Genomic DNA, 24521 nt, shown 5'->3' with positions numbered 1-24521 from the left:
CGTTTGCAGGCCGGGATGGCGATTTTGAACAGGCTCTGAGATAGCTTTGGGGAAGGCAGTGCAGTGGCGGACATGAACGGTCTTGAAAGGGCGCGCAGTCGCCTGGAATGGTATGTCACACGGCTGAACGACAGTATCAGCCGTCGCTTTCCATTGCGGCCGTGCTCCCTGCCGGAGAATGAACGGATCATTACTTTTACGTTTGACGATGTGCCTGACACGGCGCAATGCACCGGGGCTGCCATTCTGGAGAAGTATGGCGTTCGCGGTACATTCTATATCGCAGGGAATCTGGTTGGCACGAAAGAAACCAAAAGAAACCTGATTACGCAGGAAGGCTGTCGGAAGCTGGTCGAGCGTGGGCATGAACTGGGCTGCCATACCTATAGCCACCTCAATGTGCCTTACGTCAGTGCGCAGGAAATAGCGGCTGACCTTGATCGCAACACGGCCTATCTCGATGCGTTTGAGCCTGATCGCATCGAACAGCGCAGCTTTGCCTACCCCTATTGTGCTTCGTCCGTCATGTCGCGACGGCTTTTTGCCGACCGTTTCGCGACTTGTCGCGGCGGCGGCAATCGCATCAATCGCGGCATGATTGATCTTGCCTTTTTGCAGGCGGTGGAAATAAGACAGCCAGACGACGGGGCTGCGCGCCAGACCCGCTGGATCGACGATCTTAGTGCCAATCCTGGCTGGCTCGTCTTTTATACGCATGATATCAGCGATACGCCGACTGAATTCGGGTGCAGGCCTGAGACCTTTGAACGCCTCGTATCCCATGCGGCGAAGAGCGGAGCGGCTGTTCTTTCCGTTCGCGAGGCGCTGGCGCGCCTTGGCGTGCAACGAGGTGCTGCTTGACGCATGTAAATGACAGGGAACATCGCCTGCTGGCGATCAACAATTACTTTTATCGGCGCGGTGGCGCCGAAACAGTTTTTCTCGATCACATCAAGCTCTTTTCCGAAATCGGCTGGCAAACCGCACCCTTTGCCATGCAGCATCCAGATAATTTTGCGTCCGACTGGTCGTCCTATTTCGTGTCCGAAATAGAGTATGGACGGGAAAGCAGCCCGCTGACCAAAGTCGTGCAGGCGGGCAAGATCATCTATTCATGGGAGGCGCGGGACCGGATCAAGGCGCTGATCGAGCACTTTCGCCCCAATGTCGCCCATGCACATAATATCTATCATCATCTATCGCCGTCGATTTTCCCGGTTCTGAAAGACGCTGGAATTCCGACAGTCATGACGGCCCACGACCTGAAACTTGCCTGTCCGGCCTATAAGATGCTGTCCCACAACCAGATATGCGAGCGCTGCAAGGGCGGGCGCATCTACAATGTGGCGCTTCACAAATGCATCAAGGATTCCACGGCGTTAAGCGGTCTGGTGCTCGTTGAGACGGCAATTCATCGCATGCTCGGCCTATATCGCAACACGCTAGACCGTATCGTCGTGCCGAGCCGCTTCTATATTGCAAAGCTTGCCGAATGGGGCTGGCCTGAAGAGAAACTGGTCTACATTCCCAATTTCGCCCATACGGACGATCTGAAACCCTATACGGAGGAGGGCGATTATTTCGCCTATGTCGGGCGGCTGGCGCCGGAAAAGGGGATCGGTACGCTCATTCGCGCGGCGGCTCTTGCCGGACAGAAACTTGTCATTGCTGGCACGGGGCCGGAAGAACAATCATTGAAGGCACTTGCGACCGAGACGGGTGGCGATGTCACCTTTGCGGGCTATGTCTCTGGCGAGCGGCTGCATCGGCTGATCGGCGAGGCGAAAGCGCTTGTTCTGCCGTCTGAATGGTATGAGAACGCCCCCATCAGTATTCTGGAGGCCTATGCACTTGGGGTGCCGGTGATCGGCGCGGACATTGGCGGAATTCCCGAAATGATTATCGAAGGCGAGACCGGGATGGTTTCGCGTACGGGCGATATTGACGATCTCGCCCGCGTCCTGGGCGCTTTTGCGCGATTGGCTCCGCAGGCGCGGCGCAAGATGGGAGAGGCAGGCCGCCTCTGGGCGGGCAATGAATTCTCGCCACAGGCATACAGAAACCGCACGCTGGAGCTTTATGCCGAGTTGGGAGCACTTTGATGGTTCGAAACGACAAGCGGCCTCGCGTCATGATGCTGGGACTTCGCGGCGTTCCGAATGTGCAGGGCGGCGTGGAAAAACATGTCGAAGAGCTCGCCCGGCTTTATGTGACGAAAGGCTGGGATGTCGAGGTCATCGGACGCCGTCCTTATCTTGAAAAGAAGCAGCCCTATGTCTGGGAGGGGGTACAGGTGACGCCAGGCTGGGCGCCGACCTCCATGAAGTTCGAGGCAATTGTGCACACGGTGTTGGGCGTGCTGAGAGCCGGTTTCAGTCGTCCGGATATTTTGCACATTCACGCAATCGGTCCGGCGCTTGCCGTTCCGCTGGCACGCCTTTTCGGACTGCGTACGGTCGTGACGCATCACGGTTTTGATTATAACCGTCAGAAGTGGGGACGGCTTTCGCGCGCAATGCTGAAGCTTGGCGAATGGTGCGGCATGCGCTTTGCAAATGCGCGGATCGCAGTGTCCAACGATATCGCAAAAACCATGCGGCAGCATTATCACGTGCCGATCACCTTTATCCCCAATGGCGTCACGCTTCGGCCAGCCTGTACCGACACGACGTGGCTGGAAAAACACGGCCTCGCTCCGAAACGCTACATTGCTCTTGTGGCGCGGATCGTTCCAGAAAAACGTCAGCTTGATCTCATCGAGGCCTTCGCGAAGCTTTCCGATTCCTCTCTCAAACTGGCCCTGATCGGATCAGCGGAATATATGGCTGAATATGCCGCGACTGTTCGCGCAAGAGCTGAAACTGTGCCGGGCGTCGTGCTGACGGGCGCGCTGCGGGGGGACGAGCTCTCGGCATTGTTCAGTCAGGCGGCACTATTCGTGTTGCCTTCCAGCCATGAGGGCATGCCGATCGCGCTTCTCGAAGCGATGGGATACGGCTTGAACGTACTTGCAAGCGATATCACTGCGAATGTCGAAGTGGGGCTTTCGAAGGACAGCTACTTTCCACTTGGCGATATCGATGCTTTGGCGAGCGCGCTGCGGCAGAAAATCGATACACCTCTAACCAGCGAGCAGTCGCAGGAAATGATCGACTGGATTGCACGGGATTATAGCTGGAGCGGGATCGCTGATCGCACGCTGAAGGTCTATGAGGAAGGGAGTAGGGGAATAGGGGAGTAAGGGAATATGGATGGATGAACCTGTTCCCAAAAGTGGCCGGTGTGGCGGCAAATTGATCTGTACGCCCGGACCCGAAAGTCGCCCTTTCGCGCACATATGCCGTTCTTTGTTTCAGGCCCTGTGCAGGAATAGAAAAAGGGAGCTGCCGAACATGTTCGACATACTCCCTTATTCCGTTACTCACCTATTCCCTTAGATTATCGAGCCCGGCGACGCTCTGCCGTCGGCTGGAAGGCCAGACGCGAATGGTAGCTGCAATATGGGCTCGATTCACCGGATTCATGGCCGCAGAAATGGAAATCTTCGTTCAGCGGGTCACCGATCGGCCACTTGCAGGTGCGTTCGCTCAACTGCAATAGCGAAAGACGGCGTGAAATAGGCACAACCACGTCCGAAGCGGGCTTGACCACGGTCTCCGCCACGACGTCTACGGCGTAGTCCACCTGGAGGGCGGTGGCGCCGACCGTCTTGGTGACTGTGGCGGTGCGCATCGTCGTCGTATGCACGCCGGTTGAATGCTGTGCTGCAGGACGTGGCGCTGCGGCAACCGTATTGACTTTCTTGCTGCGCGGAGCAGCGGTCGTGGTCTTGCCACGACCCGAAAGCTTCAAACGGTGCACTTTGCCGATCACTGCATTACGGCTGACGCCGCCAAGCTGCGCTGCGATCTGGCTTGCGCTCAAGCCCTCGCTCCACAGTTTCTTCAGTAGTTCGACGCGTTCGTCTGTCCAGTTCATCGCCCTGGGCTCCAATCATTTTCGTTATCCGGAATCCGGCAGTGTTCTCGGATTACTCCGAGCAAAAACACCATATCTATCCGGGTGACTAGGTCCGCCGCACGAAATGTAGCTTTAATCTCTAAAAAGAAACTACAATATCCAACGACTCCATGACAAGGGATAGCCTTGTCAGGCGGATTCCATTTTTACGGTTTTCCCCAACTTGGGTGCCAAAGACGGTTTTTATTTGATCCGCCCGAAATTTTGCACGCAATTGCTTCTGAACTGAAAACCCGGATTGTTTCAGGATGGAACATCGCGGACTAACGAGCGCGTCGTCTGGCTGTCTCAGTCGAGGAAAGGTCATTCTCTATATGGTGTCGGGGTCCGCGTAAAGCCACCTTCGCCTCCCGTAGGTTACAAGAGTGCGAAAATGCATGAACTCATGCCGAAAGATGGCCTTCAAACCTCGCGCGCTTTGATTGACATTTTTTCTATGAACGCCAATATACGCGCGAGATAAATATGCCGCCCCGAGGGCGGTTTTTTATTTCTGCCGAGGCTCGTGCGAGAAGCATAAGTCATCGGCCCCATTCCTCTCATGTCTCATCGCATTTCGTGAGGGTTTGGAATGGGGTGTTGGGCGCTCATCGAACGGCGGGAACCGTTTCGGGCGCCTTGGGACTGTTAATGGGAAAACACAGCTTTGCCGGTACAGACGGGCAAGCTGCTAATAGAGGCTTTGGAGGCCTGACGCTATGACCGACGCTACGACCGTGCAACCGCTTTACGACACCTATAATCGTGCGGCTCTGCGCTTCGAGCGAGGTGAGGGCATCTGGCTTATTACCGAAAGTGGCGAACGCTATCTCGATTTCGCGGCTGGCATTGCTGTGAACTCGCTTGGTCATTCGCATCCGCATCTGGTGGAAACGCTGAAGACGCAGGCTGAAAAGCTCTGGCATCTGTCCAACGTTTACGAAATTCCGGCGCAGGAAAAGCTGGGGCGGCGTCTTGTCGAGAGCACTTTCGCCGACAAGGTCTTTTTCACCAATTCCGGCGCTGAAGCACTTGAGTGCGCGATCAAGACCGCGCGCCGCTATCATTATGTAAATGGCCATCCGGAACGCTTCCGCATTGTGACGTTTGAAGGCGCCTTCCATGGCCGCACGCTGGCCACGATCGCCGCTGGCGGCCAGGCCAAGTATCTCGAAGGTTTTGGGCCAAAGGTCGATGGTTTCGATCAGGTGCCGTTCGGTGACGAGGCAGCATTGCGCGCAGCCATCACCGATGAGACCGCTGGTATCTTGCTGGAGCCCGTGCAGGGCGAAGGTGGTTTGCGCGGTTTCCCGGAAGAATTCATGCGCATGCTGCGTACTATCTGCGACGAAAAAGGCCTTCTGCTGATCCTCGATGAAGTGCAGACCGGCGTTGGCCGCACGGGCAAGCTGTTCGCGCATGAATGGGCCGGCATCAAGCCCGACATCATGGCGGTCGCCAAGGGCATCGGCGGCGGATTCCCGATGGGCGCCTGCCTCGCAACTGCCGAAGCTGCCAAAGGCATGACGGCTGGTGTTCACGGCACGACCTATGGCGGTAATCCGCTGGCCATGGCTGTGGGCAATGCGGTTCTTGACGTTGTTCTGGCCGATGGCTTCCTTGAAAATGTCCAGGCTACGGCTCTGGTCATGAAACAGGGGCTCGCCTCCATCATCGACCGCTACCCGGATGTTGTTTCGGAAGTCCGCGGTCGTGGCCTGCTGATCGGTATCAAGTGCGTTGTGCCGAATACCAGTCTCATTCAGGCTCTTCGTGATGAGCATTTCTTGAGCGTTGGGGCTGGCGACAATGTGGTCCGTCTGCTTCCGCCGCTGATCACGACGCCCGAAGAAGCCCGCGAAGCGCTCAAGCGCATCGAAGCAGCGGTCGAACGGCTCGCAACTGCAAATCCGACCAGTAAGACAGCGTGATATCATGGCTAACGATAACGGGATCAAACACTTTATCGACCTCTCCGCTGTGCCCGCCTCGGAGCTTCGCGCGATCATGGAAGATGCCAAGGCGCGCAAGGCGCGCCTCAAGGCAGGAGAAATAGAAAGGCCATTCGCAGGCAAGGTGCTTGCGATGATCTTCGAAAAGCCGTCCACCCGCACGCGGGTGTCCTTCGATGTCGGCATGCGTCAGCTCGGCGGCGAGACAATCATGCTGACCGGCTCGGAAATGCAGCTCGGGCGCAGCGAAACCATCGCCGACACGGCCAAGGTCCTGTCGCGCTATGTCGATGCGATCATGATCCGCACCACATCTCATGACCGGATGCTGGAACTTGCCGAATACGCGACCGTTCCGGTCATCAACGCCCTGACGGACGACACGCACCCTTGTCAAATCATGGCCGACGTTCTTACATATGAGGAACATCGCGGCCCGATCAAAGGCAAGACCTTTGCCTGGATGGGGGATGGCAACAATGTCCTCCACTCGCTGGTCGAAGCTGCGGCGCGTTTTGATTTCAACGTCAATATCGCAACGCCGGAAGGCAGCGAACCCAAGTCGCAATATGTCGATTGGGCGAAAGCCAATGGCGCGAGCATCATGTCTACCATCGATCCGGAAAAGGCGGCGCAGGGTGCGGATTGCATCGTGACCGATACCTGGGTTTCGATGGGGCAGGAAGATCACGCTCGCGGCCACAACGTTTTCATGCCCTATCAGGTCAATGCGCGACTGATGGCAAAAGCTGATCCAAAGGCGCTTTTCATGCACTGCCTGCCCGCCCATCGCGGCGAGGAAGTGACGGATGAAGTGATCGACGGACCACAATCGGTCGTGTTCGATGAAGCAGAAAACAGGCTCCATGCCCAGAAAGCCATTCTGGCCTGGTGCCTGCAAGGAGCATAATTTGGCTGACAAGACCAGCAACGAGCATACCGAAGTCGAAACCATTCAGGTCAATCTGGGAGATTTCGGCTTCGCAGGCGATGATGCGGTTGTGCCCTTTCAGGTGGAAGGGCTCGACGTGCGTGGTCGCGCGGTTCAGCTCGGCGCCAGTATCGACGGTATCCTGAAACGCCATAACTACCCGGAAGAAGTGGCCCGCCTGCTGGCGGAAGCGACGGTGCTGACCGTATTGCTTGGCACTTCGCTCAAATTCGAAGGCAAGTTTATCTTCCAGACGCAGTCCGACGGTCCTGTGGATATGCTGGTGGTCGATTTCCGCACGCCGCGTTCGGTGCGTGCTTATGCACGTTTTGACGAAGAGCGTTTGAAGGAGGCGGTTGCCGCCCGCAGGACCAAACCTGAGGAATTGCTTGGACAAGGCACGCTTGCCTTCACGGTGGATCAGGGAGCCTATACCCAGCGTTATCAGGGCATTGTCGCGCTGGACGGCTCGACACTGGAAGAAATTGCCACGACCTATTTCCGTCAGTCGGAGCAGATTCCGACCGATCTCAGGCTGAGTGTTGCCAAGCTCGTCGAGCGCGGCATCGACGGAAAGCCTGTCGAACAGTGGCGCGCCGGCGGATTGATCATTCAGTTTCTGCCGGAATCCGAATTGCGCGCCCGTATTCCTGATCTGCCGGGTGGCGATGAGGATGAAGCCGAAGCCACCCTCCACCCGGAAGATGATGCGTGGGATGAAGCCCGCTCGCTGGTCGGAACGATTGAAAGCTCGGAACTGACGGACCCGCAAGTCGGCTCGGAACGGTTGCTTTATCGTCTGTTCCATGAGCGTGGCGTTCGTGTGTTCGACTCGGTGCCCGTGCTGGATGAATGCTCATGTTCGCGCGATAAGATTGCCGGTGTGTTGTCGGGTTTTACGGCCGAAGAAATTGCGGAAAGCGCGGATAACGGCAAGATTTCCGTAACCTGTGAATTCTGCTCGAAAATCTATGCGTTTGATCCGGCGGAGTTCGAGAACTGATGCTCTGGAGCGCATCCCGAAAAGTGCGAAGCGGTTTTCGGAACAAGATGCGCGGAGAGACAAATGGATAGAACGGTTGCGGCCATTTCGTTTTAATCGGAGCCGCAACACAAATTCATTAGGAATTTATCCCCGTATGCGGGCTGTCGGTTAATCCTTCACTGGTCAACAGTGGAGAATACGATATGCCCGACATTTGGTTACCGGTTACCCAGCAGAATCTCGAGATTGAGGCTGGTAGTCCGCTTGATTTTTCAACATTCCTATTGAATCCGCCGATTACCGAGGAACGACGGCTCATCGTCAATTCGGACGGTCACATCGCCTTGCAGAGCAATCCGTCAGCTCCTTATCGGCTGTTGTGCGGTGCCATCAGCAGCATTCCCGACAACGCGACTGCGGACAAGATGGCGGTCCAGTTGCGTCGTCATGGATATAATTGCGCACGGTTCCATTTTCTCGACATTGCCTTGATGGAGGGCCAGCTTCAGGATTTCGCATACCGGCAGGATATTCTTGATCGGTTCCGTTACTACATGGCCGCATTGAAGCAGAACGGCATCTACTGGATCATTGATGGCCTCACATCGAATGCCGGCGCGTTGGGCGGCGTAGCGGATCGTTGGGGAACGGAAGGCAGGCTGAAACTCAAGACGCATGTTGAAAATGCGGCTTTCGGCCACTGGCTGCGTTTTCAGGTCGATATCTTTGGGACAATCAATCCTTACACGGGGCTTGTGCCATTCGAAGACCCGGCGATGGCGGTTGTTGTGCCGTTCAATGAAAATGGCCTGTCGTTCAATTCGTGGGTTTACGCCCACGGCGACTTGCAAGCGCTGACGGAACTGAAGCGGCCATTCAATGCCTGGCTGAAGGAGCAGTATGTTGCCACAGCGGCCTTGCAGGTTGCATGGGGTGTCGAGTTGTTGGCGAGCGAGCAGATAGAAAACGCCACTGTCATGCTACCTGCCGACCGCTACGTTGCGTCCAGACGGCTGCGTGATTTTGCACGTTTTTGCGTTTCGGTCGAAACCGAGACTGCAAAGAAAATGAGCGACTGCATTCGTGCGATGGGCTTCAAGGGCATCATCGCACCATATAATAACGGATATGGTATCCAGACCATCCTGACCCGCCGCAATCAACAGGCTGCGGCGATGAATACCTATCATGATCCAAACGACAATATGACAGGTCCGATCCTCCAGACCAGTTCGTTTGAAGGGGCCGTGGCTTACATCCGGAATGCAGCTGCGACACGTCTGGCGGGCAAGCCGTTCGTAATAACGGAGTACGATCACGTTTTCTGGAACAGGCATCGCTATGAGGCGGGACTCGCAATGCCGGCTTATGCGGCTTTCCAGGATTGGAATATCTTGTGCCGCCACAGCAATGGAGCGCTTATCCTTGGTTATGGCGGCAGCGATTTTAACGAACAGTATATCCGTCCTTACAGAACGGCGTTGGATCCTGTTGCCCGTGCCGGTGAAACCTTGTCGGCACTGCTGTTCCGGCGTGGAGATGTTGCAAAGGCGTTGCACCGTGTGGTCGCGCAGATGCAGGATGTCGGAAATCTGGCCGGGCTGGACATGCAGGAACCGGATGCTGTGACGATCATGTCGCTGATGTCGAGTTTCGCGCAAGGCGATGCCTCGCTCACACCAGGCGCTGTGTCGGTCGGCTCTCCTCGCCAGATTGGCACCCGTGGGGATGCTGTCACATTCCTGCGCAACAATGGAGTTCTGGCTGCAACAAATCCAAGCGATGCGGCGTCGGGGATATATGTCAGCGATACCGGAGAAATCAGGCTTGATAGCGCGGCAAAACAGATGCGGGTCGTCACGCAGCATACGGAAGCGCTGGCATTCTCATCGATCACCCAGCCGGTACAACTCGGGCAGCTTTGGGTCGGCTCGGCGTCCGGTGCGGGTATGCTGGCGGTTTCCTCGCTTGATGGCCAGTCGGTAGCGGACAGCAGTAAGCTATTGCTGATCTTCACCACGGATGCACGTAATACCGACATGGCCTTCAGCGATAGCGAAGAAAAGACCGTCAGCAGCTTTGGCACCTTGCCGGTGCAGATCAAGGTTGGGCATATCTGGTTCAAGATGCCGATCAACACGGCTTGGCGCATATCCCCGGTCGGACTGGATGGCGTGGTGCAGCCTCCGGCGATTACGGGTAACGGATCGGATGGACTGAATGTCGAGCTTTGGAACAATGTTTCTGTTCTGCCGAACCCGCCCGGACCAACGACTTATTTTCTGATCGAACGCCTTTAAAAATCTTCTCACCGGGCGCCGGATTGCGCGCCCTGTTGAATCTCAATTCAATGTACGTCGCAGGTCCGGCATGTCAAGCGAGAAGGCGGGAATATCGACCTCGAACATGACGCCTCCGGTGCCCTGCATTTGGTACCGTCCCACCATTACGCCTGATGTGGTGCTCAACGGGCAGCCCGAGGAATATTGAAATGAATCGCCGGGCTCAAGTGTTGGCTGCTCGCCAACCACGCCCGCGCCGCGCACCTCTTCGACACGCCCGTTTGCATCGGTGATTTGCCAGTAGCGCGAGCGAAGCTGTACTGTTTCAGCGGAATTATTGGCGATCGTTATACGGTAGCCCCAGACATAACGGTTTTCGTCCGGCTCGGACTGGTCTTCCAGATAAAAAGGTTCGACCGAAACTTCGATCCCCCGCGTTACCGCTTTATACATGCGCACTGCCCTGCATTCACATCGGCCCTGACATCCTGCAATCTGGATCGCAAGGATGCTTGTCTATTTAACGGTTCGTCAGTTCAGTTTACGCCGCTATTCGCCCCTCCTATCGCCAAAGTTGCGGGAGAGGTCAACAATGTGGGACAGCAAATACGTCGCAATTGCCGAAATCTACGGCAATTGCGTCGTTTAGGTCTCTGTTTGCAGCCTAAAAGCCACAATATGGGGAGCCAGCGTTCAGCGAGCCACCTTCAACGCTGCTTCCACGTCTTCCACGAGATCGTCCGTATCCTCAAGGCCGAGCGATATGCGAAGCAGGCCGTCTGAAATACCAAGTTCGGCCTTGGCCTCGTCGGTAAGGTTCTTGTGCGTCGTGGTTGCCGGGTGCGTAATAAGGCTTTTTGCGTCACCCAGATTGTTGGAAATGCTGAAGACCTGCAAGGCGTTCTGGAACTTGAACGCAGCCTCCTTGCCGCCTTCCAGTTCCAGAGCGATGAGGGTTGAGCCACCGGTCATCTGCTTGGCGATAATGTCGGCCTGTGGATGGTCTGCCCGCCCCGGATAGATCACGCGCTTGACGCCTGGCTTGCCAGCGAGGAAGTCTGCAACCGCAGCCGCCGAATGCGTTTGCTGGCGCACGCGCACGGACAGTGTTTCAAGGCCCTTCAGCATGATCCACGCATTGAAGGGGCTGAGGCCCGGACCCGTGTGACGGAAATAATCCTGCAGGGTGTTTTCAATCCATTCGCGGTCGGAGAGAACTACGCCGCCAAGACAACGCCCTTGGCCATCGATGTGTTTGGTTGCCGAATAAACGACGATGTGGGCCCCAAGCTCCAGCGGCTTCTGGAAAAGCGGCGTTGCAAAAACATTGTCGACGATCAACTTGGCGCCCGCTTCATTGGCGACCTGCGCAACGGCAGCGATGTCGATGATTTCGAGCGTCGGATTGGACGGGCTTTCAAGGAACATAACCTTGGTGTTCGGGCGAACCGCCGCTTTCCAGTTTTCGATGTCGGAACCATCGATGATCGAGATTTCGACACCATATTTCGGCAGAAGCGTCTCGACGATATAGCGACAGGAGCCGAAGACGGCGCGGGCGGAAATCACGTGATCGCCGGCCTGCACCTGGCACAGAATGGCCGCGGCCACTGCCGCCATGCCGGATGCGGTGGCGCGTGCTTCCTCGGCGCCTTCCAGCGCGCACATGCGCTTTTCAAACATGTCCGTGGTCGGGTTGGCATAACGCGAATAGATGAAACCCGGGTCCTCACCCTTGAAGCGCGCTTCAGCAGCTTCGGCATTGGGATAAAGGAAGCCCTGCGTCAGAAACATTGCTTCCGACATTTCGGCAAATCCGGAGCGCAACGATCCGGCATGCACGAGTTCGGTTGCGGGGCGAAATTTGCGGGTACTCTCAGTCGTCATTTTTCCAACCTGTCGAAAAGCTGGTCGGCCGGGGCGGGAAGAAATGCCTCGGCGGCCAATAAAAAACCGGCCTTGCGAACACGCAAAAGGCCGGTAACGAACCGCGGCCTTTTTTAGCGAATTCTTTAACGTGGCTGCAAGCCGGCCGGCCAAATCACCACGGAACAGTTTTTCATTATGCCTGTTGGGCAAGGCCGTCAATGCCGAAACAGTCCCGTTTCAGGAAAAGCGCATCCGGGGCGCCACGAAAATACTCGGATTCCTGCGGAAAACCCGGTTTCCAGCTGCTCTAAGGGTTGGCATTGACGCCGCGACCGGTCAATGGTCTTTGTCAAGCAGTGCGTAGGCTACGGAGTATCGGGTTGATGATGCAGAAAGATGCTGGAATTCTGGCGGATGCGGATATTTCCGCGCTGTTTGAAAGCGGTTTGCTGGCGTCCCCACGCCCTCTCGATGCCGATCAGATACAGCCTGCGAGCCTGGATCTGAGGCTTGGCGCAAAAGCATATCGTGTTCGCGCCTCCTTCATGCCGGGCCCCGGCACGCCGGTCATAGATAAGCTGGAGCGGTTGAAGCTGCACGAGATCGACCTGACGGCAGGGGCCGTTCTTGAAACGGGCTGCGTTTATATCGTCCCGCTTCTAGAAGGCTTGGCGCTGTCGCCTGATCTTTCCGCATCAGCAAATCCGAAAAGCTCGACGGGCCGTCTGGATATCTTCACCCGCGTCATTGCCGATGGCGCGCAGGAATTCGACAAGGTGCCAGCCGGTTATAATGGCCCGCTTTATCTGGAAGTCAGCCCACGCACGTTTCCGATTGTGGTGCGTACGGGTTCGCGCCTGTCGCAGATACGCTTCCGCAAGGGGCGGGCCCAACTCGATGAGGCCGAACTCGCCGCGCTCCATGATGCGGAAACGCTGGTCGCTGCGGAAATGCCGAATATCTCCGGCGGTGGCATAGCGCTGTCGGTCGATCTCTCAGGCGGTCCTGACCGGCTGATCGGCTATCGCGGCAAGCACCATACGGCTGTGGTGGATGTGGACAAGCGTGCGGCGCACGACATCCTTGATTTCTGGGAGCCGATCTATGATCGCGGCGCGCGCGAACTCGTGCTCGACCCGGATGAATTCTATATTCTGGTCTCGCGTGAGGCCGTGCATGTGCCACCGCTCTATGCGGCTGAAATGACGCCGTTCGACCCGCTGGTCGGCGAATTCCGTGTCCATTATGCAGGCTTCTTCGATCCGGGCTTCGGGCATAGCGCTGCGGGCGGAACCGGCAGCCGCGCGGTACTGGAAGTCCGCAGCCACGAGGTTCCGTTCATTCTGGAACATGGGCAGATCGTGGGGCGCCTGGTTTACGAACACATGCTGCATCGCCCTTCGGCGCTTTATGGCGTCGATCTTGGTTCCAACTATCAGGCGCAGCAGTTGAAGCTTTCCAAGCATTTTCGTTGACTATAGTAGCCTCCTCCAAGCAAATATAATTCTGGTGGAGGAGCAAGGTCGACGTGACGAATGGAACTGAACGGGATCGAGACAAACGGCCTCAGGCGGCAACGGATGCTCCGCAACGCAGGCTGTCGGTGGGCGTTGTTGCGCTGCCGGGCTTTACGCTGACGGCACTCAGCCTTTTCCTCGATCCGTTTCGTCTTGCTGCCGATGAGCGGGACAAGAGCCGCCAGATACGTTGTGCATGGAAGATTTGCACACTGTCGGGAGATCCCGTCACGTCAAGCTCCGGCATGGTGATCGAGCCAACCGCTTCTATCGGCGAGCTTGATGATTGCGATTATGTTGCGGTTGTCGGCGGGCTGCTTGCGCAATATCGGCCGCGACAGCAGGCGTTGATCGATCTTCTCAAGCGCGCAGATCGACGCGGCAAGACTGTCGTTGGCCTTTGCACCGCTGCCTTTCTGCTGGCGGAAGCTGGCCTGTTGCCGGACCGCAATTGCTGCGTCAGCTGGTTTCATCGTGATGACTTTCTGGAGCTTTTCGACGGCTATACAGCCGATACGACGAGCCTGTTTCATCGTAGCGGAAGGCATTTTACCTGTGCCGGAGGGCTTGGCACGGCATCGCTGGCGCTTTCAATTATACAAAACGAGATTTCGGAGGAACTGGCGCGCAAGAGTGCGTCCATCCTCATGATCCCCTATGAGCTTGTCCGTTCCGAACAACCGGCGTTGAGCTTCAACGGGGTGCGCTCGCCGATGATCCGCAAGGCAATCCGCATTTTCGAGGAAACGCTGGAAGATCCGGTGCCCATGATCGACGTCGCGCGGCGATTGGGAATTTCCGTCCGCCAGATGGAGCGTGGCTTCAAGCTCGCCCTTGAGCGAACGGCGTTCGAGGTCCGTGAAGAGCTTCGGGTTAAAAAGGCCAAGGAACTTCTGTCGGAGACAAGCTTGTCGCTGCTGGAAGTGGCTGTTGCCAGCGGCTTTACCGATACGCGCAGCATGAACCGCTCGTTCTCGCGCCAGAAGCAGAAAGCCCCGCGCGACTACCGCAAGCAGCGCTGAGCGAGCACAGAACTTGCGAAGGCGGCAGGGACAGCCTATTTCTTGCGCGAAGAATCTGTCGCTTTAGAGCATGATTCCGAAAAGTGGGAACCGGTTTTCGGATAAAATCATGCTCAAACATAAGTTTAGAGCGGGATGGCGTTTCAACTTAAGGGCATCCGCTCTAATCAATAACCATACAGGAGATTTGCATGTCGGATGGTGTAAACCGTTTTCTTGGCGATACCCCGGCCCGCGTTCTGATCAAGCTGGTGCTGATTTCGCTGGTGGTTGGCGTGGTCATGAGCGCGTTTCACTGGACGCCCTATGACATCTTGTACGGCATCCGCGATTTCTTCCTCCGCCTCTGGAACATGGGCTTTTCGGCAATCTCAGGTTTTGTCGACTATCTGGTCCTTGGCGCGGCTGTCGTCATCCCTGCCTTTATTTTGCTCCGTATCCTCAGCTACCGGAAATGAACTCAATTCAATAATTGGATAGCTCAGACAGGCAATGCAGCAAAAACAAGGATTTATACTTAACCGGCGTGGCTTTCTTGTCCTCGCCGGAGGGGCGTTGGCACTGTCGGCAATGCCATTGAATAAGGCATCGGCTGCAGGAGACAACGATCCAACCGCGATTTTCAATGCGATCCGGAAGGCAAACGGCCTGCCGCTGATGGCAACGGATTCGAAGCTGGAGCAGGCTGCGCTCTATCAGGCAAAGCGCATGGCGAGTTACGGCAAGATCGGTCACAGCATCGGCTGGGGTAACGGTTTCGTCGCGCGGTTGCGCCAGGCAGGTATCCGTGGACCAGCGGCGGAGAACGTCGCGTCGGGACAACGCGATACGCAAGCCGTCTTCGACGCATGGATGAAATCGCCTGGCCACCGCAAGAACATGCTCGACCCGACTTTCGAGCATTATGGTCTTGCCTGGGCCACGCCTGAAAACAAACCAACCTATATATATTGGGCCATGATGCTCGGACTCTGATCGCGCATTCTCCTGACAGTTCGCTGTCAGGAGCTGCGACAATCCGGTGGCCGAATTATCTGTCGTTTCGATCGATTCCAGAGTAGATCAATTCGATCAGGGGGAAGCATTCGGGACAAGCACAATGGATCAGTCGCTGCAACGTAATGGTGGCGTAACAAGGCCGTTCGACGTAACGCACCGGATGGTGATGCTGATCGCCATTCCCATGACGCTTGCCGCAATCACGACGCCGCTTCTCGGACTTGTCGATATGGGCGTTGTCGGCCAGATGGGACAGGCTGAGCTGATCGGCGGTCTGGCGATTGGCGCACTTGTCTTCGATTTCCTGCTGTCGATATTCAACTTCCTCCGCTCCGGCACGACCGGGCTTGTCGCGCAGGCCGTGGGTGCCGAAGACGCCGTGGAAGAGCAGGCCATCTTCTGGCGCGCGATCATCATCGCGGTTATTGCAGGCGGTCTGATGATCCTGTGCCTGCCGATTATCATCGCTGTCTCTTCCAGCTTCATGCATCCGACATCGGCCACGCAGGAAGCGATGGCGACTTATGTTTCCATCCGCATGCTGTCGGCGCCGGTTGCCCTCATCAACTATTCGATCCTTGGGCTTATCCTCGGTCGCGGACAGGGCCTTGTCGGCCTCGGCCTTCAGGTGCTGCTCAATGGCATCAATATCGTGCTTTGCATCATTCTCGGGCTTGAATTGGGCTGGGGCGTCAGCGGTGTTGCCTGGGCGACGGTGACAGGTGAAACCGTCGCCGCATTTGTCGGCATGATCATCGTGCTGCGGCATTTCCGCAAGGATGCATCGCTGCGCCCCAACCGGGCACGAATATTCCAGAAAGAGGGAATTCTGCGCATGTTCGCGGTCAATCGCGACATCATGATCCGCTCGTTCCTGCTTCTCACGGCTTTCGCGTTCTTTACGCGGGCCGGGTCCGATCTTGGTCCCGTCACTCTGGCCGCCAATGCCGTTCTGATGAATTTCTTTCTCGTCGCGGGCTTCTTCCTGGACGGCATGGCGGCGGCGGCCGAGCAGATTGTCGGGCGGTCGATCGGGGCGCGTTACAGCCCGGCCTTTGTGCGCGGCGCCAAGCTCACTTTCGTCTGGGGGCTGGTCATGGCAAGCACCATTGCCTTTTGCCTGCTGGTTTTTGGCGATGCCATCATCGGACTGCTGGCCAAGGCGGAAGACGTCCATGCCGAAGCTCTGAAATATCTCCCCTGGGCAGCGCTGACAGGCATGACCGGACTGCTGGCCTTCCATATGGACGGCGTCTATATCGGCGCCACATGGTCGCGCGACATGCGAAACATGATGTTTCTGTCGCTCGCATTCTTCATGGTCGTTCTTTATGCGGCAAAGCCCCTGATGGGCAATCACGGGCTTTGGCTGGCTCTCAACCTGTTTCTGTCTATTCGCGGCGTCACGCTTCTGGCGATCCTGCCACGACGCTATCGAACAGAATTCATTGTCTGATTATGCCGACAGTTCGCGCCTGGCCCAGTCCTTGGTGTCCCGGTCGCGCAGTGCGGCGATGTTGGCAACGCCCTCGCGCTTGACCGCGGCTGACAGGCCGCGCACGATTTCAGCAGGCAGGCTTGGTCCGCGATAGATGAGGCCCGTATAAAGCTGCACGAGATCGGCACCGGCCTTGATCTTTGCCAGCGCCGTCTCGGCGCTATCCACGCCGCCGACGCCGATCAGCGGCATGTCAGGACCGACACGCTCGCGCATGCGGGCAAGAACGATGGTGGAGCGGTCGAAAAGCGGGGCACCGGAAAGCCCCCCCGTTTCATCGCGATTGTCGACGCTTTTCAGCCCGGCGCGTGAAAGCGTGGTATTGGAAACAATGATGCCATCCAGCTTCTGTTCGGTCGCCTCGGCGGCGATGTCGTCCAGTTCTTCATCCATCAGATCGGGTGCGATCTTGAGGAAAACCGGGCGTTTGAGGGTGCACATCTTGCCCTCTTCATTGCGGGCTTCCAGTACGCGGCTCAATAGCTCCCTCAGGCTGTCACGTGCCTGAAGGTTGCGCAGGCCCGGCGTGTTGGGCGAAGAAATATTGACCGTGAAATAGCGCGCCAGCTGGTAAAAACGACGAATACCGGCAACATAATCGGCAATGCGGTCTTCCGCATCCTTGTTGGCGCCGATATTGACGCCCACGATGCCGCTTTTGCCGGCGCGTTGCGACAGGCGTTTGAATGCCGCGTCATGGCCCTCATTATTGAAGCCGAGACGATTGATGACCGCCCTGTCATCCACCAGGCGGAAAATGCGCGGGCGTGGATTGCCGCTTTGCGGGCGCGGCGTGATGGTGCCGATTTCGGTAAAGCCGAAGCCCAGCTTCAACAGCGCGTCGGGCACTTCAGCATTCTTGTCGTAACCCGCCGCCATGCCAAGCGGATTTGGAAACTGGAGCCCTGCAACCTTGACGGAAAGAGCCGGATCGTTTGGCGCACCGCAGGTCACAAGACCGGTCTTCAGGCCAGCGATGGAAAGGCCATGTGCCTGTTCCGCATCGAAGGCAAAAAGGGCGCGTCGCCCGAGAGTTTCAAAAAGCCCGCTCATTAATCTTCCAGCTCCGGAAAAATGTGAAGACCATCGTCGCCCAGTGGCAGGGTTTCAACCTTCAAAACAGCTGCAAGCGGCAGCTGGCCATACAGATGGGGAAACAGGGCTCCGCCGCGTGAAACTTCAAACTTCAATGCTGCGCCAAGCACCGAGGCATTAACACTGATCAGAAGCAAATCCTGCTGGCCCGCAAAATGTTTGGCTGCCGTTTCCCGAACCTGCGTTGCAGTGGAAAAATGAATATAGCCATCGGCAATATCAACCGGCGCCCCGTTAAAACTGCCAGCCTGTTCTGCCTGCGCCCAAAGCCCGCGCGGGGCGATCTTATAGATGATCTCGTTGGTCATGGCTGCTCTCTAGACCGAATTTCTTCGGAAATCAAAGTCCCGCATGTTCGATTTTCGTCGTAAACCTCCCATATGATGGGGCATCGGAAAGAGAAGCTGAAGGGAATTGCATTATGTTCAACAGAAAGACACTGATGGTTCGTAATCTGGCTGCTGTTGTTCTTCTCGGTTCAGCGCTCGCCCCGGCCAATGCGCTCGCGCAGGAAAACGGGCGTTATCGGCTGGAAGGTACGGAAAACGGCTATGTCCGTCTGGACACACGAACCGGCGCGCTCTCCACCTGTGCGGAGCAGCAGGGGCAACTTGTATGCAAGATGGCGACCGAAGATCGCGAGGCCTATGAGAACGAGATCGCCAGCTTGCAGGATCGGGTGAAGAAGCTGGAAGACAAGGTTTCGGCCCTTGAAGGAAAGGGCGGAAGCGCTGCCTCGGGTCTTCCGACCGAGCAGGAGTTCGAGCAATCCATGAGCTATATGGAACGCTTCATGCGCCGCTTCATGGATATAGCGAAGAGCTTCGACAGCGAGCCGGAAACTCCCCGCAACGACGCCACTCCCGGCGGTCGAACCTGAGCCAAACAAAAGATTAGAGCGCCGATCTGATCCAGTCAGATCGGCGTTCTCATTACTGGGCGAAACGCTTTGTCGCCTCGATCAGTTCGTGGGTAATGCCGGGTTCCGTGACGGCGTGCCCCGCATCCTCAACGATTCTGAGATCGGCTTCGGGCCACATCTTCTTCAGCTGCCAGGCATTGATAAACGGCGTGCAGACATCGTAGCGGCCATGTACGATCACGCCGGGAATATGCCGGATGCGGTCCACATTGCGCAGAAGCTGATCGTCGGAATCGAGGAAGCCACGATTCTGGAAATAGTGGCATTCGATACGCGCAAAAGCGATGGCGTACTGGTCTTCACCGAAAGCATCGACGCGAGCCGGATCGGGCAGAAGCGAAATGACCGAGCCTTCCCAGCGTGCCCAGCGCCGCGCCGCTTCAAGCTGCACCTGCGGGTTGCGATCGGTGAGGCGCTTGTAATAGGCGGCTATCATATCGCCGCGCTCGGCTTCCGGTATATGCTCCTGATAGGCCTCGAAATGATCCGGAAAGAGAATGCTTGCGCCGTTGGAATACATCCAGTCAACTTCGAAACGGCGCACCATGAAGATGCCGCGCAGGACAAGCTCTGTGACGCGATCCGGATGGGATTGCGCATAGGCTAGACCGAGGGTCGATCCCCACGAGCCGCCGAACACCTGCCACTTGTCGATGCCGAGATGCGCACGAATATGCTCCATATCCGCGACAAGATCCCAGGTCGTGTTTTCGCGCAGTTCCGCGTGCGGGGTCGAACGGCCGCATCCGCGCTGGTCGAACAGGATGATGCGATAGCGCTCGGGGTCGTGCAGGCGGCGCATGGTGGGGGTGATGCCACCGCCGGGGCCGCCATGGATCATGATGACCGGCTTGCCGTCCGGGTTGCCGCATTGCTCGACGTGGATTCGATGCAGCGGAGAAACCTGAAGCATCTCTTCCTTGAACGGTTGAATTTCGGGATAAAGCGTATTGCGCGTCATGAAATGCCTTTTGGTTCCCTTCCATTTAGCTGGCGGGGGCCGCTTCTGTGTTATTTTCGATGTTTAGCCTAACATACAATGCGGCCAGATGGCGGCAATGAGGATTATGAAAAGGGGTTTGCAACGTGAATTTTGGTTGCCCGAGCCAAAAAACGGCATAAAACGGAATGGTCGACTGAATAGTCAGCACCGCGAGGGGAGGAGACCAGAAACAATGGCGCGCGAGGCTCATGCATTTCATCATCGCTGACGATCACCCGCTGTTCCGGGGAGCACTGAGGCAGGTCCTTTCAGGACAGTCGCAAAGTGTTGAAATCATCGAAGTCGGCGATTTCGACGCCGTCAAGAAGCTGGTTGGCGAGCGAGAGGATATCGATCTTCTGTTGTTGGATCTGACGATGCCGGGCGGAACGGGGCTTTCCGGTCTGGTGACGTTGAAGGCCTTGCAGCCAGCCCTTCCAGTCATCATCGTTTCGGCAACCGACGACGCGGCGACGATCCGCCATGCAGTGGAACTCGGCGCTTCTGGCTTCATTTCGAAATCCGCCAGCATGGAAACCATTGGCGAAGCCGTGCGCAACGTTCTGGCCGGTGATATCTGGACGCCAGCCGATATTGAGCTGGACCATCCGCACGACCCCGAAATTGAAGCGCTCATTGCGCGGCTGCGCACATTGACGCCACAGCAGACGCGTGTGCTGACCATGCTTGCCGAAGGCCTGCTGAACAAGCAGATTGCCTATGAGCTTGGCGTGTCGGAGGCGACCGTCAAGGCGCATGTTTCGGCGGTGCTGCAGAAACTGGGAGTCGATAGCCGCACCCAGGCGGTCATTCTTCTGTCACGCATCGGCAATGATGCGCTGAGTACGGATTAGAGCGGTCCAGCGATTCCGTTGAAACTGGGACCGCTCTGGATATTGCCCTTGCTACTGAGCGGCATTCTGCGCGGACTGGTTGTCCTGCCGCGCATGATGAAAATGCGATAACAGGGAGCGCAGGGCCGCAGGCCGAAGCGGCTTGTGCAAAACCGTGACGTTTTCATCTTCGGCGCGCTGGCGTACTTCCTTGGAACGATCGGCTGTCAGCAGAATGGCCGGTATCTCCATCCGAAACGTTTCGCGGGCAAAACCGATCATATCGAGACCGTTTTCGTTCAGCAGGTGATAATCGGCGACAATCACGTCGGGGGGAACGGAGTGGTCCGCGCAATAGCTTTTCAACGCAGCTCCGCTGTGCAGCGTCGTGACCCGGCATCCCCAGCCACGAAGCAGCGTCTCCATTCCCGACAATATGCTCGCGTCATTGTCGATGCAAAGAACATCGAGCCCCGTCAGTTCCAGCGCCCGTTGCAGGCCCCGGCGGCTCTTTACTTCGTCAGCGGGTACTTTTTCCTGCGAGACAGGAATGCGCAAGGTGAACCTCGTGCCCTTGCCGGGCGTTGACGCCAGAGCGAGCGGCAGCGACAAAAGCCTTGCGATGCGGTCGACGATGGAAAGGCCAAGACCAAGCCCTTCGGCTTCCCGCATTCCCTCATCCAGCCGGGTGAACTCGCGAAAGACGAGTTTCAGCTTTTGCGGAGGAATTCCTATGCCGGTATCGAGCACCTGCAATTCCACAAAGGCCCCACGGCGGCGGACGCCGAGCAAAATGCCGCCCTTGCGGCTATACTTGATCGAATTGGAGACGAGGTTCTGGATCAGGCGCCGCAGCATGTTGCGGTCCGTTTTGACGACGATGCTCGATGGCACAACGCGCAGTTTCAACCCCTTGGCGGCGGCAAGCGGCGTGAAGTCGGTTGCAATCTGGCTCATCAGCTTGTCGAGGCGAAACACCGAGAGTTCGGGTTTGAGCGATCCGGTGTCCAGCCGTGAAATATCCAGCACCATGCCGAGAATAGCTTCCACGGCTTCCAGCGAGGAATCGATATTGCGGGCGAATTCGCTGGTTTCGGAACGCCCCAGTCTTTCGGCAAGTGCGGTGCTGTACAGTCTGGCCGCGTTGAGCGGTTGCAGAATGTCGTGACCGGCAGCCGCAAGAAACCGCGTCTTCCCCTGATTGGCTTCTTCCGCTGCGGCTTGCGCCTTGGCGAGCTGCTGGTTGACACGGGTCAGTTCCGCCGTGCGATCCGCCACGCGCTGCTCCAGCATCTCAGCCGCCTTCTGGCGCGTGACATCCGCTTCAACTGCTGCCGTGATGTCGGTATAGGTCGCGACGATGCCGCCATCCGGCATGGGATTGGACTGGATTTCCAGCACCTTGCCGGTCGATTTCATGGTGATGCGCCATGGCTGGCGCGCAGCCGCAAGCGAGCGTATGGCGCTGTGCTGGCCGTTGAATGATATATCGCCGCGACGGTGCAGCTGTTCCACGATTTCCGAAACGGGTATTCCAACCTGCATCACCTCGTCGGGGAGATCGAAAAGCTTGCGGAATTGCCGGTTCCAGCAGGTGAGCCGCAAGTCCTTGTCGAAAACGGTGATGCCCTGTTCCATCTGGTCGAGCGCGGTTTGCAGCAGGTCGCGGTTGTGTTGCAAAGCCGTCGAAGCATCGTCCAGGAGCTGTCGCGCATCGCGTCCAGACGCATCGCCCTTTTGCAACAGAAGTGACAGAACAAGCCGTGCAGATGCAGAGCCGACTGCCGTGCCAAGCAATTGCTCCGCATGGCGGATCAAAGGCGTATCGACGGTCATGCCGGGGTCAAGTCGCCGCTGTTCCCTTCCCTCAAAGCGGAGGAAAGCGCGTTCCACGCGTTCGGCGCCTAGATAGCGCGCCATGGTGGCTTTCAGCTCGGCGACAGTGACAGTCGTGCGAAAACGTTTCAGCGTCGGTGTGCCGATGACATAACGCGGCAGGAAGATGCTGGCCTGAATGCGTTCCAGCGGCGTCGAGGCGCGCGAGAGCGAACCGAGAACGTAGAACAGCGTATTGGCCGCAAGGCTCCACACCACGCCGTTGGTCAGGGGAAGAGCATTGGTCCCGAAAAGCGCTTCCGGGCGCAATGCGGTAAAGCCAAGAAAACCCTCGCGCAAAATGGCGGCATTTTCCGGCGCCATGGTTGGCAGCAGCAACGTGTAGGCCCAGACCAGAAACCCGGCCGAAAGACCAAGCATGGCGCCGCGCCCATTGGCATTGCGCCAGAACAGCCCTCCAATGAAGGCTGGCACGAATTGGGCAATCGCAGCAAAGGAAACAAAGCCGATCGAAGCCAGATGGATGTTGTTGGAGGTGAAGCGATAATAGGCAAATGCCAGCGCCAGAATGCCAATAATGGTGAGACGGCGCGTGTTCAGAATGATTTTGGTCAGGTCGCGCTGTTCAGCGGCATGCTGCTTGGCCAGCCGCCGTATGAAAAGCGGCAGCACCAGATGGTTGGAAATCATGATCGAAAGCGCCACGCAGGCGACGATGACCATCGCCGTTGCAGCAGACAACCCGCCGAGAAAAGCCACCAGTGCGAGCCAGTGCGCACCTGCTGCCAGCGGCAGGGCCAGAACATACAGGTCTCCGCTGACATTGCCTCCGAGTGTCATCACGCCAATCAGCGCAATGGGAAACACGAAAATATTGATGAGGATCAGATAAAGCGGAAACAGCCAGGAGGCGGTTCGCAGTTCCTTTTCGCTGCGACTTTCCACGACTGTCACGTGGAACTGTCGCGGCAGCATGATGATGGCCGCGGCGCTGAGCGCACTTTGCACGATCCATGTGCCGATGGACGTCTGATAGTGAAACGCTTCCAGCGCCTCCGGCGACTGGGATATCTGGTTGATGAGCTGCGACGGAGCGCCAAACAGGAAGAAAGTGCACGCAAAGCCAACGGTCAGGAAGGCGCAAAGCTTGATGACGGATTCCAGGGCCACCGCCAGAATAAGGCCGTTCTGGTGCTCGGTGGCGTCGGTGTGGCGCGTGCCGAAAAGGATCGCAAAGACGGCGAGCACGGCGGCAACGGGCAGGGAGATATCACCGAACAGGAACACGGACGGGTCGATGGCCGACCCGTAGTGCTCCATGACGAGGCCGACGCTTCCCGAGACGGCCTTGAGCTGTAGCGCGATATAGGGGATCGAGCCGACGGCTGCGATGCAGGTCGCAAGTGACGCGACGCCAAAGCTTTTGCCGTAGCGGGCGGCGAGAAAATCGGCAATCGATGTGATGTGTTCGGATTTCGCCAGCCGCACGATATGCCGCAACAATCGGTTGCCGAGCGTGAAGACGAGAATAGGCCCGATATAGATTCCGAGGAACTCAAGGCCGCGCTGGGCGGATAAGCCGACAGAGCCGAAAAACGTCCAGGAAGTGCAGTAAACGGCCAGGCTGAGCGCGTAGATATAGGGACGTGGCGCGCTGTTCCAGCGCGACGTGCGCCGGTCGCCGATGCTGGCTACCGCGAAGAGCAGCAGCAGATACAAAAAGGCGGCGCCAATGATACCCCAGCCCTGCATAGCCGGCTTGTTCCCTCACTCCTCGATGTGGAATGACGCAAGCACTT

Annotated in this window: 21 protein-coding genes and 1 riboswitch; of the genes, 14 read left to right on the top strand and 7 right to left on the bottom strand. The window is 57.3% G+C overall.

Translation table 11 applies throughout. The features are described 5' to 3' along the window. Positions 1-72 precede the first annotated feature (72 nt). From AC0TOF_RS14755 to AC0TOF_RS14745, 3 genes are read left to right on the top strand one after another with little or no spacing between them, the layout of a single operon-like run. On the top strand, positions 73-861 hold the full coding sequence (locus AC0TOF_RS14755) for a polysaccharide deacetylase family protein (protein WP_473768968.1): 789 nt from the start codon (positions 73-75) through the stop codon (positions 859-861). Further along, positions 858-2102 carry a glycosyltransferase family 4 protein gene (locus AC0TOF_RS14750; RefSeq protein WP_473768819.1) on the top strand — a complete coding sequence of 415 codons (1245 nt, stop codon included), beginning with the start codon at positions 858-860 and terminating at the stop codon, positions 2100-2102. Before AC0TOF_RS14755 ends, AC0TOF_RS14750 begins: the two co-directional genes overlap by 4 nt. Beyond that, entirely contained in the window at positions 2102-3241 is a 1140-nt protein-coding gene (locus AC0TOF_RS14745; RefSeq protein ID WP_473768818.1) for a glycosyltransferase family 4 protein, read from the top strand. Before AC0TOF_RS14750 ends, AC0TOF_RS14745 begins: the two co-directional genes overlap by 1 nt. A 197-nt stretch (positions 3242-3438) precedes the next feature. Here AC0TOF_RS14745 and AC0TOF_RS14740 read toward each other — a convergent pair whose 3' ends face one another. Beyond that, the gene (locus tag AC0TOF_RS14740; RefSeq protein WP_006471065.1) at positions 3439-3978 is read right to left on the bottom strand and encodes a GcrA family cell cycle regulator; all 540 of its coding nucleotides are present in this window, start codon (positions 3976-3978) and stop codon (positions 3439-3441) included. Positions 3979-4718: 740 nt separating this feature from the next. Here AC0TOF_RS14740 and AC0TOF_RS14735 point away from each other — a divergent pair. The 4 genes from AC0TOF_RS14735 to AC0TOF_RS14720 all read left to right on the top strand — a co-directional run bounded on the left by AC0TOF_RS14735 (position 4719) and on the right by AC0TOF_RS14720 (position 10167). After that, on the top strand, positions 4719-5930 hold the full coding sequence (locus AC0TOF_RS14735) for an acetylornithine transaminase (RefSeq protein ID WP_473768817.1): 1212 nt from the start codon (positions 4719-4721) through the stop codon (positions 5928-5930). 4 nt (positions 5931-5934) lie between these two features. Further along, positions 5935-6861, top strand: coding sequence for an ornithine carbamoyltransferase (gene argF / locus AC0TOF_RS14730; protein ID WP_122000654.1), 927 nt, complete (start codon positions 5935-5937; stop codon positions 6859-6861). 1 nt (position 6862) lies between these two features. Further along, on the top strand, positions 6863-7885 hold the full coding sequence (locus tag AC0TOF_RS14725; protein WP_473768816.1) for an Hsp33 family molecular chaperone: 1023 nt from the start codon (positions 6863-6865) through the stop codon (positions 7883-7885). A gap of 185 nt (positions 7886-8070) precedes the next feature. After that, positions 8071-10167, top strand: a complete 2097-nt coding sequence (locus AC0TOF_RS14720) for a glycoside hydrolase (RefSeq protein WP_473768815.1) — start codon at positions 8071-8073, stop codon at positions 10165-10167. A 42-nt stretch (positions 10168-10209) separates the two neighbouring features. Here the strand turns inward: AC0TOF_RS14720 and apaG are convergent, their stop codons facing one another. Together apaG and AC0TOF_RS14710 are read right to left on the bottom strand one after the other, a co-directional pair. Next, positions 10210-10602 (bottom strand): Co2+/Mg2+ efflux protein ApaG, encoded by a 393-nt coding sequence (gene apaG / locus AC0TOF_RS14715; protein WP_122000651.1) that lies wholly within the window; start codon positions 10600-10602, stop codon positions 10210-10212. A 240-nt stretch (positions 10603-10842) separates the two neighbouring features. After that, the gene (locus AC0TOF_RS14710) at positions 10843-12036 is read right to left on the bottom strand and encodes an O-succinylhomoserine sulfhydrylase (RefSeq protein ID WP_473768814.1); all 1194 of its coding nucleotides are present in this window, start codon (positions 12034-12036) and stop codon (positions 10843-10845) included. A gap of 91 nt (positions 12037-12127) precedes the next feature. Next, a riboswitch (SAM riboswitch) is annotated at positions 12128-12207 on the bottom strand. Positions 12208-12401: 194 nt separating this feature from the next. On the opposite strand from AC0TOF_RS14710, the gene AC0TOF_RS14705 reads away from it, so the two are divergent. The 5 genes from AC0TOF_RS14705 to AC0TOF_RS14685 all read left to right on the top strand — a co-directional run bounded on the left by AC0TOF_RS14705 (position 12402) and on the right by AC0TOF_RS14685 (position 17012). Continuing rightward, positions 12402-13493 carry a 2'-deoxycytidine 5'-triphosphate deaminase gene (locus tag AC0TOF_RS14705; protein ID WP_122000649.1) on the top strand — a complete coding sequence of 364 codons (1092 nt, stop codon included), beginning with the start codon at positions 12402-12404 and terminating at the stop codon, positions 13491-13493. Between the two features lie 53 nt (positions 13494-13546). Next, positions 13547-14557 carry a GlxA family transcriptional regulator gene (locus tag AC0TOF_RS14700; protein WP_473768813.1) on the top strand — a complete coding sequence of 337 codons (1011 nt, stop codon included), beginning with the start codon at positions 13547-13549 and terminating at the stop codon, positions 14555-14557. Positions 14558-14748: 191 nt separating this feature from the next. Further along, entirely contained in the window at positions 14749-15015 is a 267-nt protein-coding gene (locus AC0TOF_RS14695) for a DUF6460 domain-containing protein (RefSeq protein WP_121982908.1), read from the top strand. 34 nt (positions 15016-15049) lie between these two features. Next, entirely contained in the window at positions 15050-15532 is a 483-nt protein-coding gene (locus AC0TOF_RS14690; RefSeq protein ID WP_122000647.1) for a CAP domain-containing protein, read from the top strand. A 124-nt stretch (positions 15533-15656) separates the two neighbouring features. Continuing rightward, positions 15657-17012 carry an MATE family efflux transporter gene (locus AC0TOF_RS14685; protein ID WP_473768812.1) on the top strand — a complete coding sequence of 452 codons (1356 nt, stop codon included), beginning with the start codon at positions 15657-15659 and terminating at the stop codon, positions 17010-17012. On the opposite strand, the gene AC0TOF_RS14680 is transcribed toward AC0TOF_RS14685, so the two are convergent. Further along, on the bottom strand, positions 17013-18107 hold the full coding sequence (locus AC0TOF_RS14680; RefSeq protein ID WP_473768811.1) for a quinone-dependent dihydroorotate dehydrogenase: 1095 nt from the start codon (positions 18105-18107) through the stop codon (positions 17013-17015). Continuing rightward, positions 18107-18457 carry a DUF952 domain-containing protein gene (locus tag AC0TOF_RS14675; protein WP_473768810.1) on the bottom strand — a complete coding sequence of 117 codons (351 nt, stop codon included), beginning with the start codon at positions 18455-18457 and terminating at the stop codon, positions 18107-18109. The genes AC0TOF_RS14680 and AC0TOF_RS14675 overlap by 1 nt, the downstream gene beginning before the upstream one ends. 113 nt (positions 18458-18570) lie before the next feature. On the opposite strand from AC0TOF_RS14675, the gene AC0TOF_RS14670 reads away from it, so the two are divergent. Further along, on the top strand, positions 18571-19029 hold the full coding sequence (locus AC0TOF_RS14670; protein ID WP_473768809.1) for a hypothetical protein: 459 nt from the start codon (positions 18571-18573) through the stop codon (positions 19027-19029). A gap of 52 nt (positions 19030-19081) precedes the next feature. Here AC0TOF_RS14670 and pip read toward each other — a convergent pair whose 3' ends face one another. Next, complete coding sequence (gene pip, locus AC0TOF_RS14665; protein WP_473768808.1) at positions 19082-20032, bottom strand: prolyl aminopeptidase; 951 nt, start codon at positions 20030-20032, stop codon at positions 19082-19084. A gap of 230 nt (positions 20033-20262) precedes the next feature. Between pip and AC0TOF_RS14660 the strand changes: the two genes are divergently transcribed. Further along, entirely contained in the window at positions 20263-20907 is a 645-nt protein-coding gene (locus tag AC0TOF_RS14660) for a response regulator transcription factor (RefSeq protein ID WP_122000642.1), read from the top strand. Between the two features lie 51 nt (positions 20908-20958). Here AC0TOF_RS14660 and AC0TOF_RS14655 read toward each other — a convergent pair whose 3' ends face one another. Beyond that, positions 20959-24474 carry a PAS domain-containing hybrid sensor histidine kinase/response regulator gene (locus AC0TOF_RS14655; protein ID WP_473768807.1) on the bottom strand — a complete coding sequence of 1172 codons (3516 nt, stop codon included), beginning with the start codon at positions 24472-24474 and terminating at the stop codon, positions 20959-20961. Positions 24475-24521: the final 47 nt, after the last annotated feature.

Source organism: Ochrobactrum sp. PL_is501 (assembly GCF_055816895.1).
This window is presented reverse-complemented; position numbering and strand designations above follow the sequence as displayed.

What these genes read in the sequence shown, in the direction of transcription:
- AC0TOF_RS14695 (WP_121982908.1), top strand. Translation starts at nt 14,749, where the DNA reads ATGTCGGATGGTGTAAACCGTTTTCTTGGCGATACCCCGGCCCGCGTT.
- AC0TOF_RS14745 (WP_473768818.1), top strand. Translation starts at nt 2,102, where the DNA reads ATGGTTCGAAACGACAAGCGGCCTCGCGTCATGATGCTGGGACTTCGC.
- apaG (WP_122000651.1), bottom strand. Translation starts at nt 10,602, where the DNA reads ATGTATAAAGCGGTAACGCGGGGGATCGAAGTTTCGGTCGAACCTTTT.
- AC0TOF_RS14690 (WP_122000647.1), top strand. Translation starts at nt 15,050, where the DNA reads ATGCAGCAAAAACAAGGATTTATACTTAACCGGCGTGGCTTTCTTGTC.
- argF (WP_122000654.1), top strand. Translation starts at nt 5,935, where the DNA reads ATGGCTAACGATAACGGGATCAAACACTTTATCGACCTCTCCGCTGTG.
- AC0TOF_RS14755 (WP_473768968.1), top strand. Translation starts at nt 73, where the DNA reads ATGAACGGTCTTGAAAGGGCGCGCAGTCGCCTGGAATGGTATGTCACA.
- AC0TOF_RS14710 (WP_473768814.1), bottom strand. Translation starts at nt 12,036, where the DNA reads ATGACGACTGAGAGTACCCGCAAATTTCGCCCCGCAACCGAACTCGTG.
- AC0TOF_RS14720 (WP_473768815.1), top strand. Translation starts at nt 8,071, where the DNA reads ATGCCCGACATTTGGTTACCGGTTACCCAGCAGAATCTCGAGATTGAG.
- AC0TOF_RS14655 (WP_473768807.1), bottom strand. Translation starts at nt 24,474, where the DNA reads ATGCAGGGCTGGGGTATCATTGGCGCCGCCTTTTTGTATCTGCTGCTG.
- AC0TOF_RS14685 (WP_473768812.1), top strand. Translation starts at nt 15,657, where the DNA reads ATGGATCAGTCGCTGCAACGTAATGGTGGCGTAACAAGGCCGTTCGAC.
- AC0TOF_RS14740 (WP_006471065.1), bottom strand. Translation starts at nt 3,978, where the DNA reads ATGAACTGGACAGACGAACGCGTCGAACTACTGAAGAAACTGTGGAGC.
- pip (WP_473768808.1), bottom strand. Translation starts at nt 20,032, where the DNA reads ATGACGCGCAATACGCTTTATCCCGAAATTCAACCGTTCAAGGAAGAG.
- AC0TOF_RS14735 (WP_473768817.1), top strand. Translation starts at nt 4,719, where the DNA reads ATGACCGACGCTACGACCGTGCAACCGCTTTACGACACCTATAATCGT.
- AC0TOF_RS14680 (WP_473768811.1), bottom strand. Translation starts at nt 18,107, where the DNA reads ATGAGCGGGCTTTTTGAAACTCTCGGGCGACGCGCCCTTTTTGCCTTC.
- AC0TOF_RS14670 (WP_473768809.1), top strand. Translation starts at nt 18,571, where the DNA reads ATGTTCAACAGAAAGACACTGATGGTTCGTAATCTGGCTGCTGTTGTT.
- AC0TOF_RS14705 (WP_122000649.1), top strand. Translation starts at nt 12,402, where the DNA reads ATGATGCAGAAAGATGCTGGAATTCTGGCGGATGCGGATATTTCCGCG.
- AC0TOF_RS14675 (WP_473768810.1), bottom strand. Translation starts at nt 18,457, where the DNA reads ATGACCAACGAGATCATCTATAAGATCGCCCCGCGCGGGCTTTGGGCG.
- AC0TOF_RS14660 (WP_122000642.1), top strand. Translation starts at nt 20,263, where the DNA reads ATGCATTTCATCATCGCTGACGATCACCCGCTGTTCCGGGGAGCACTG.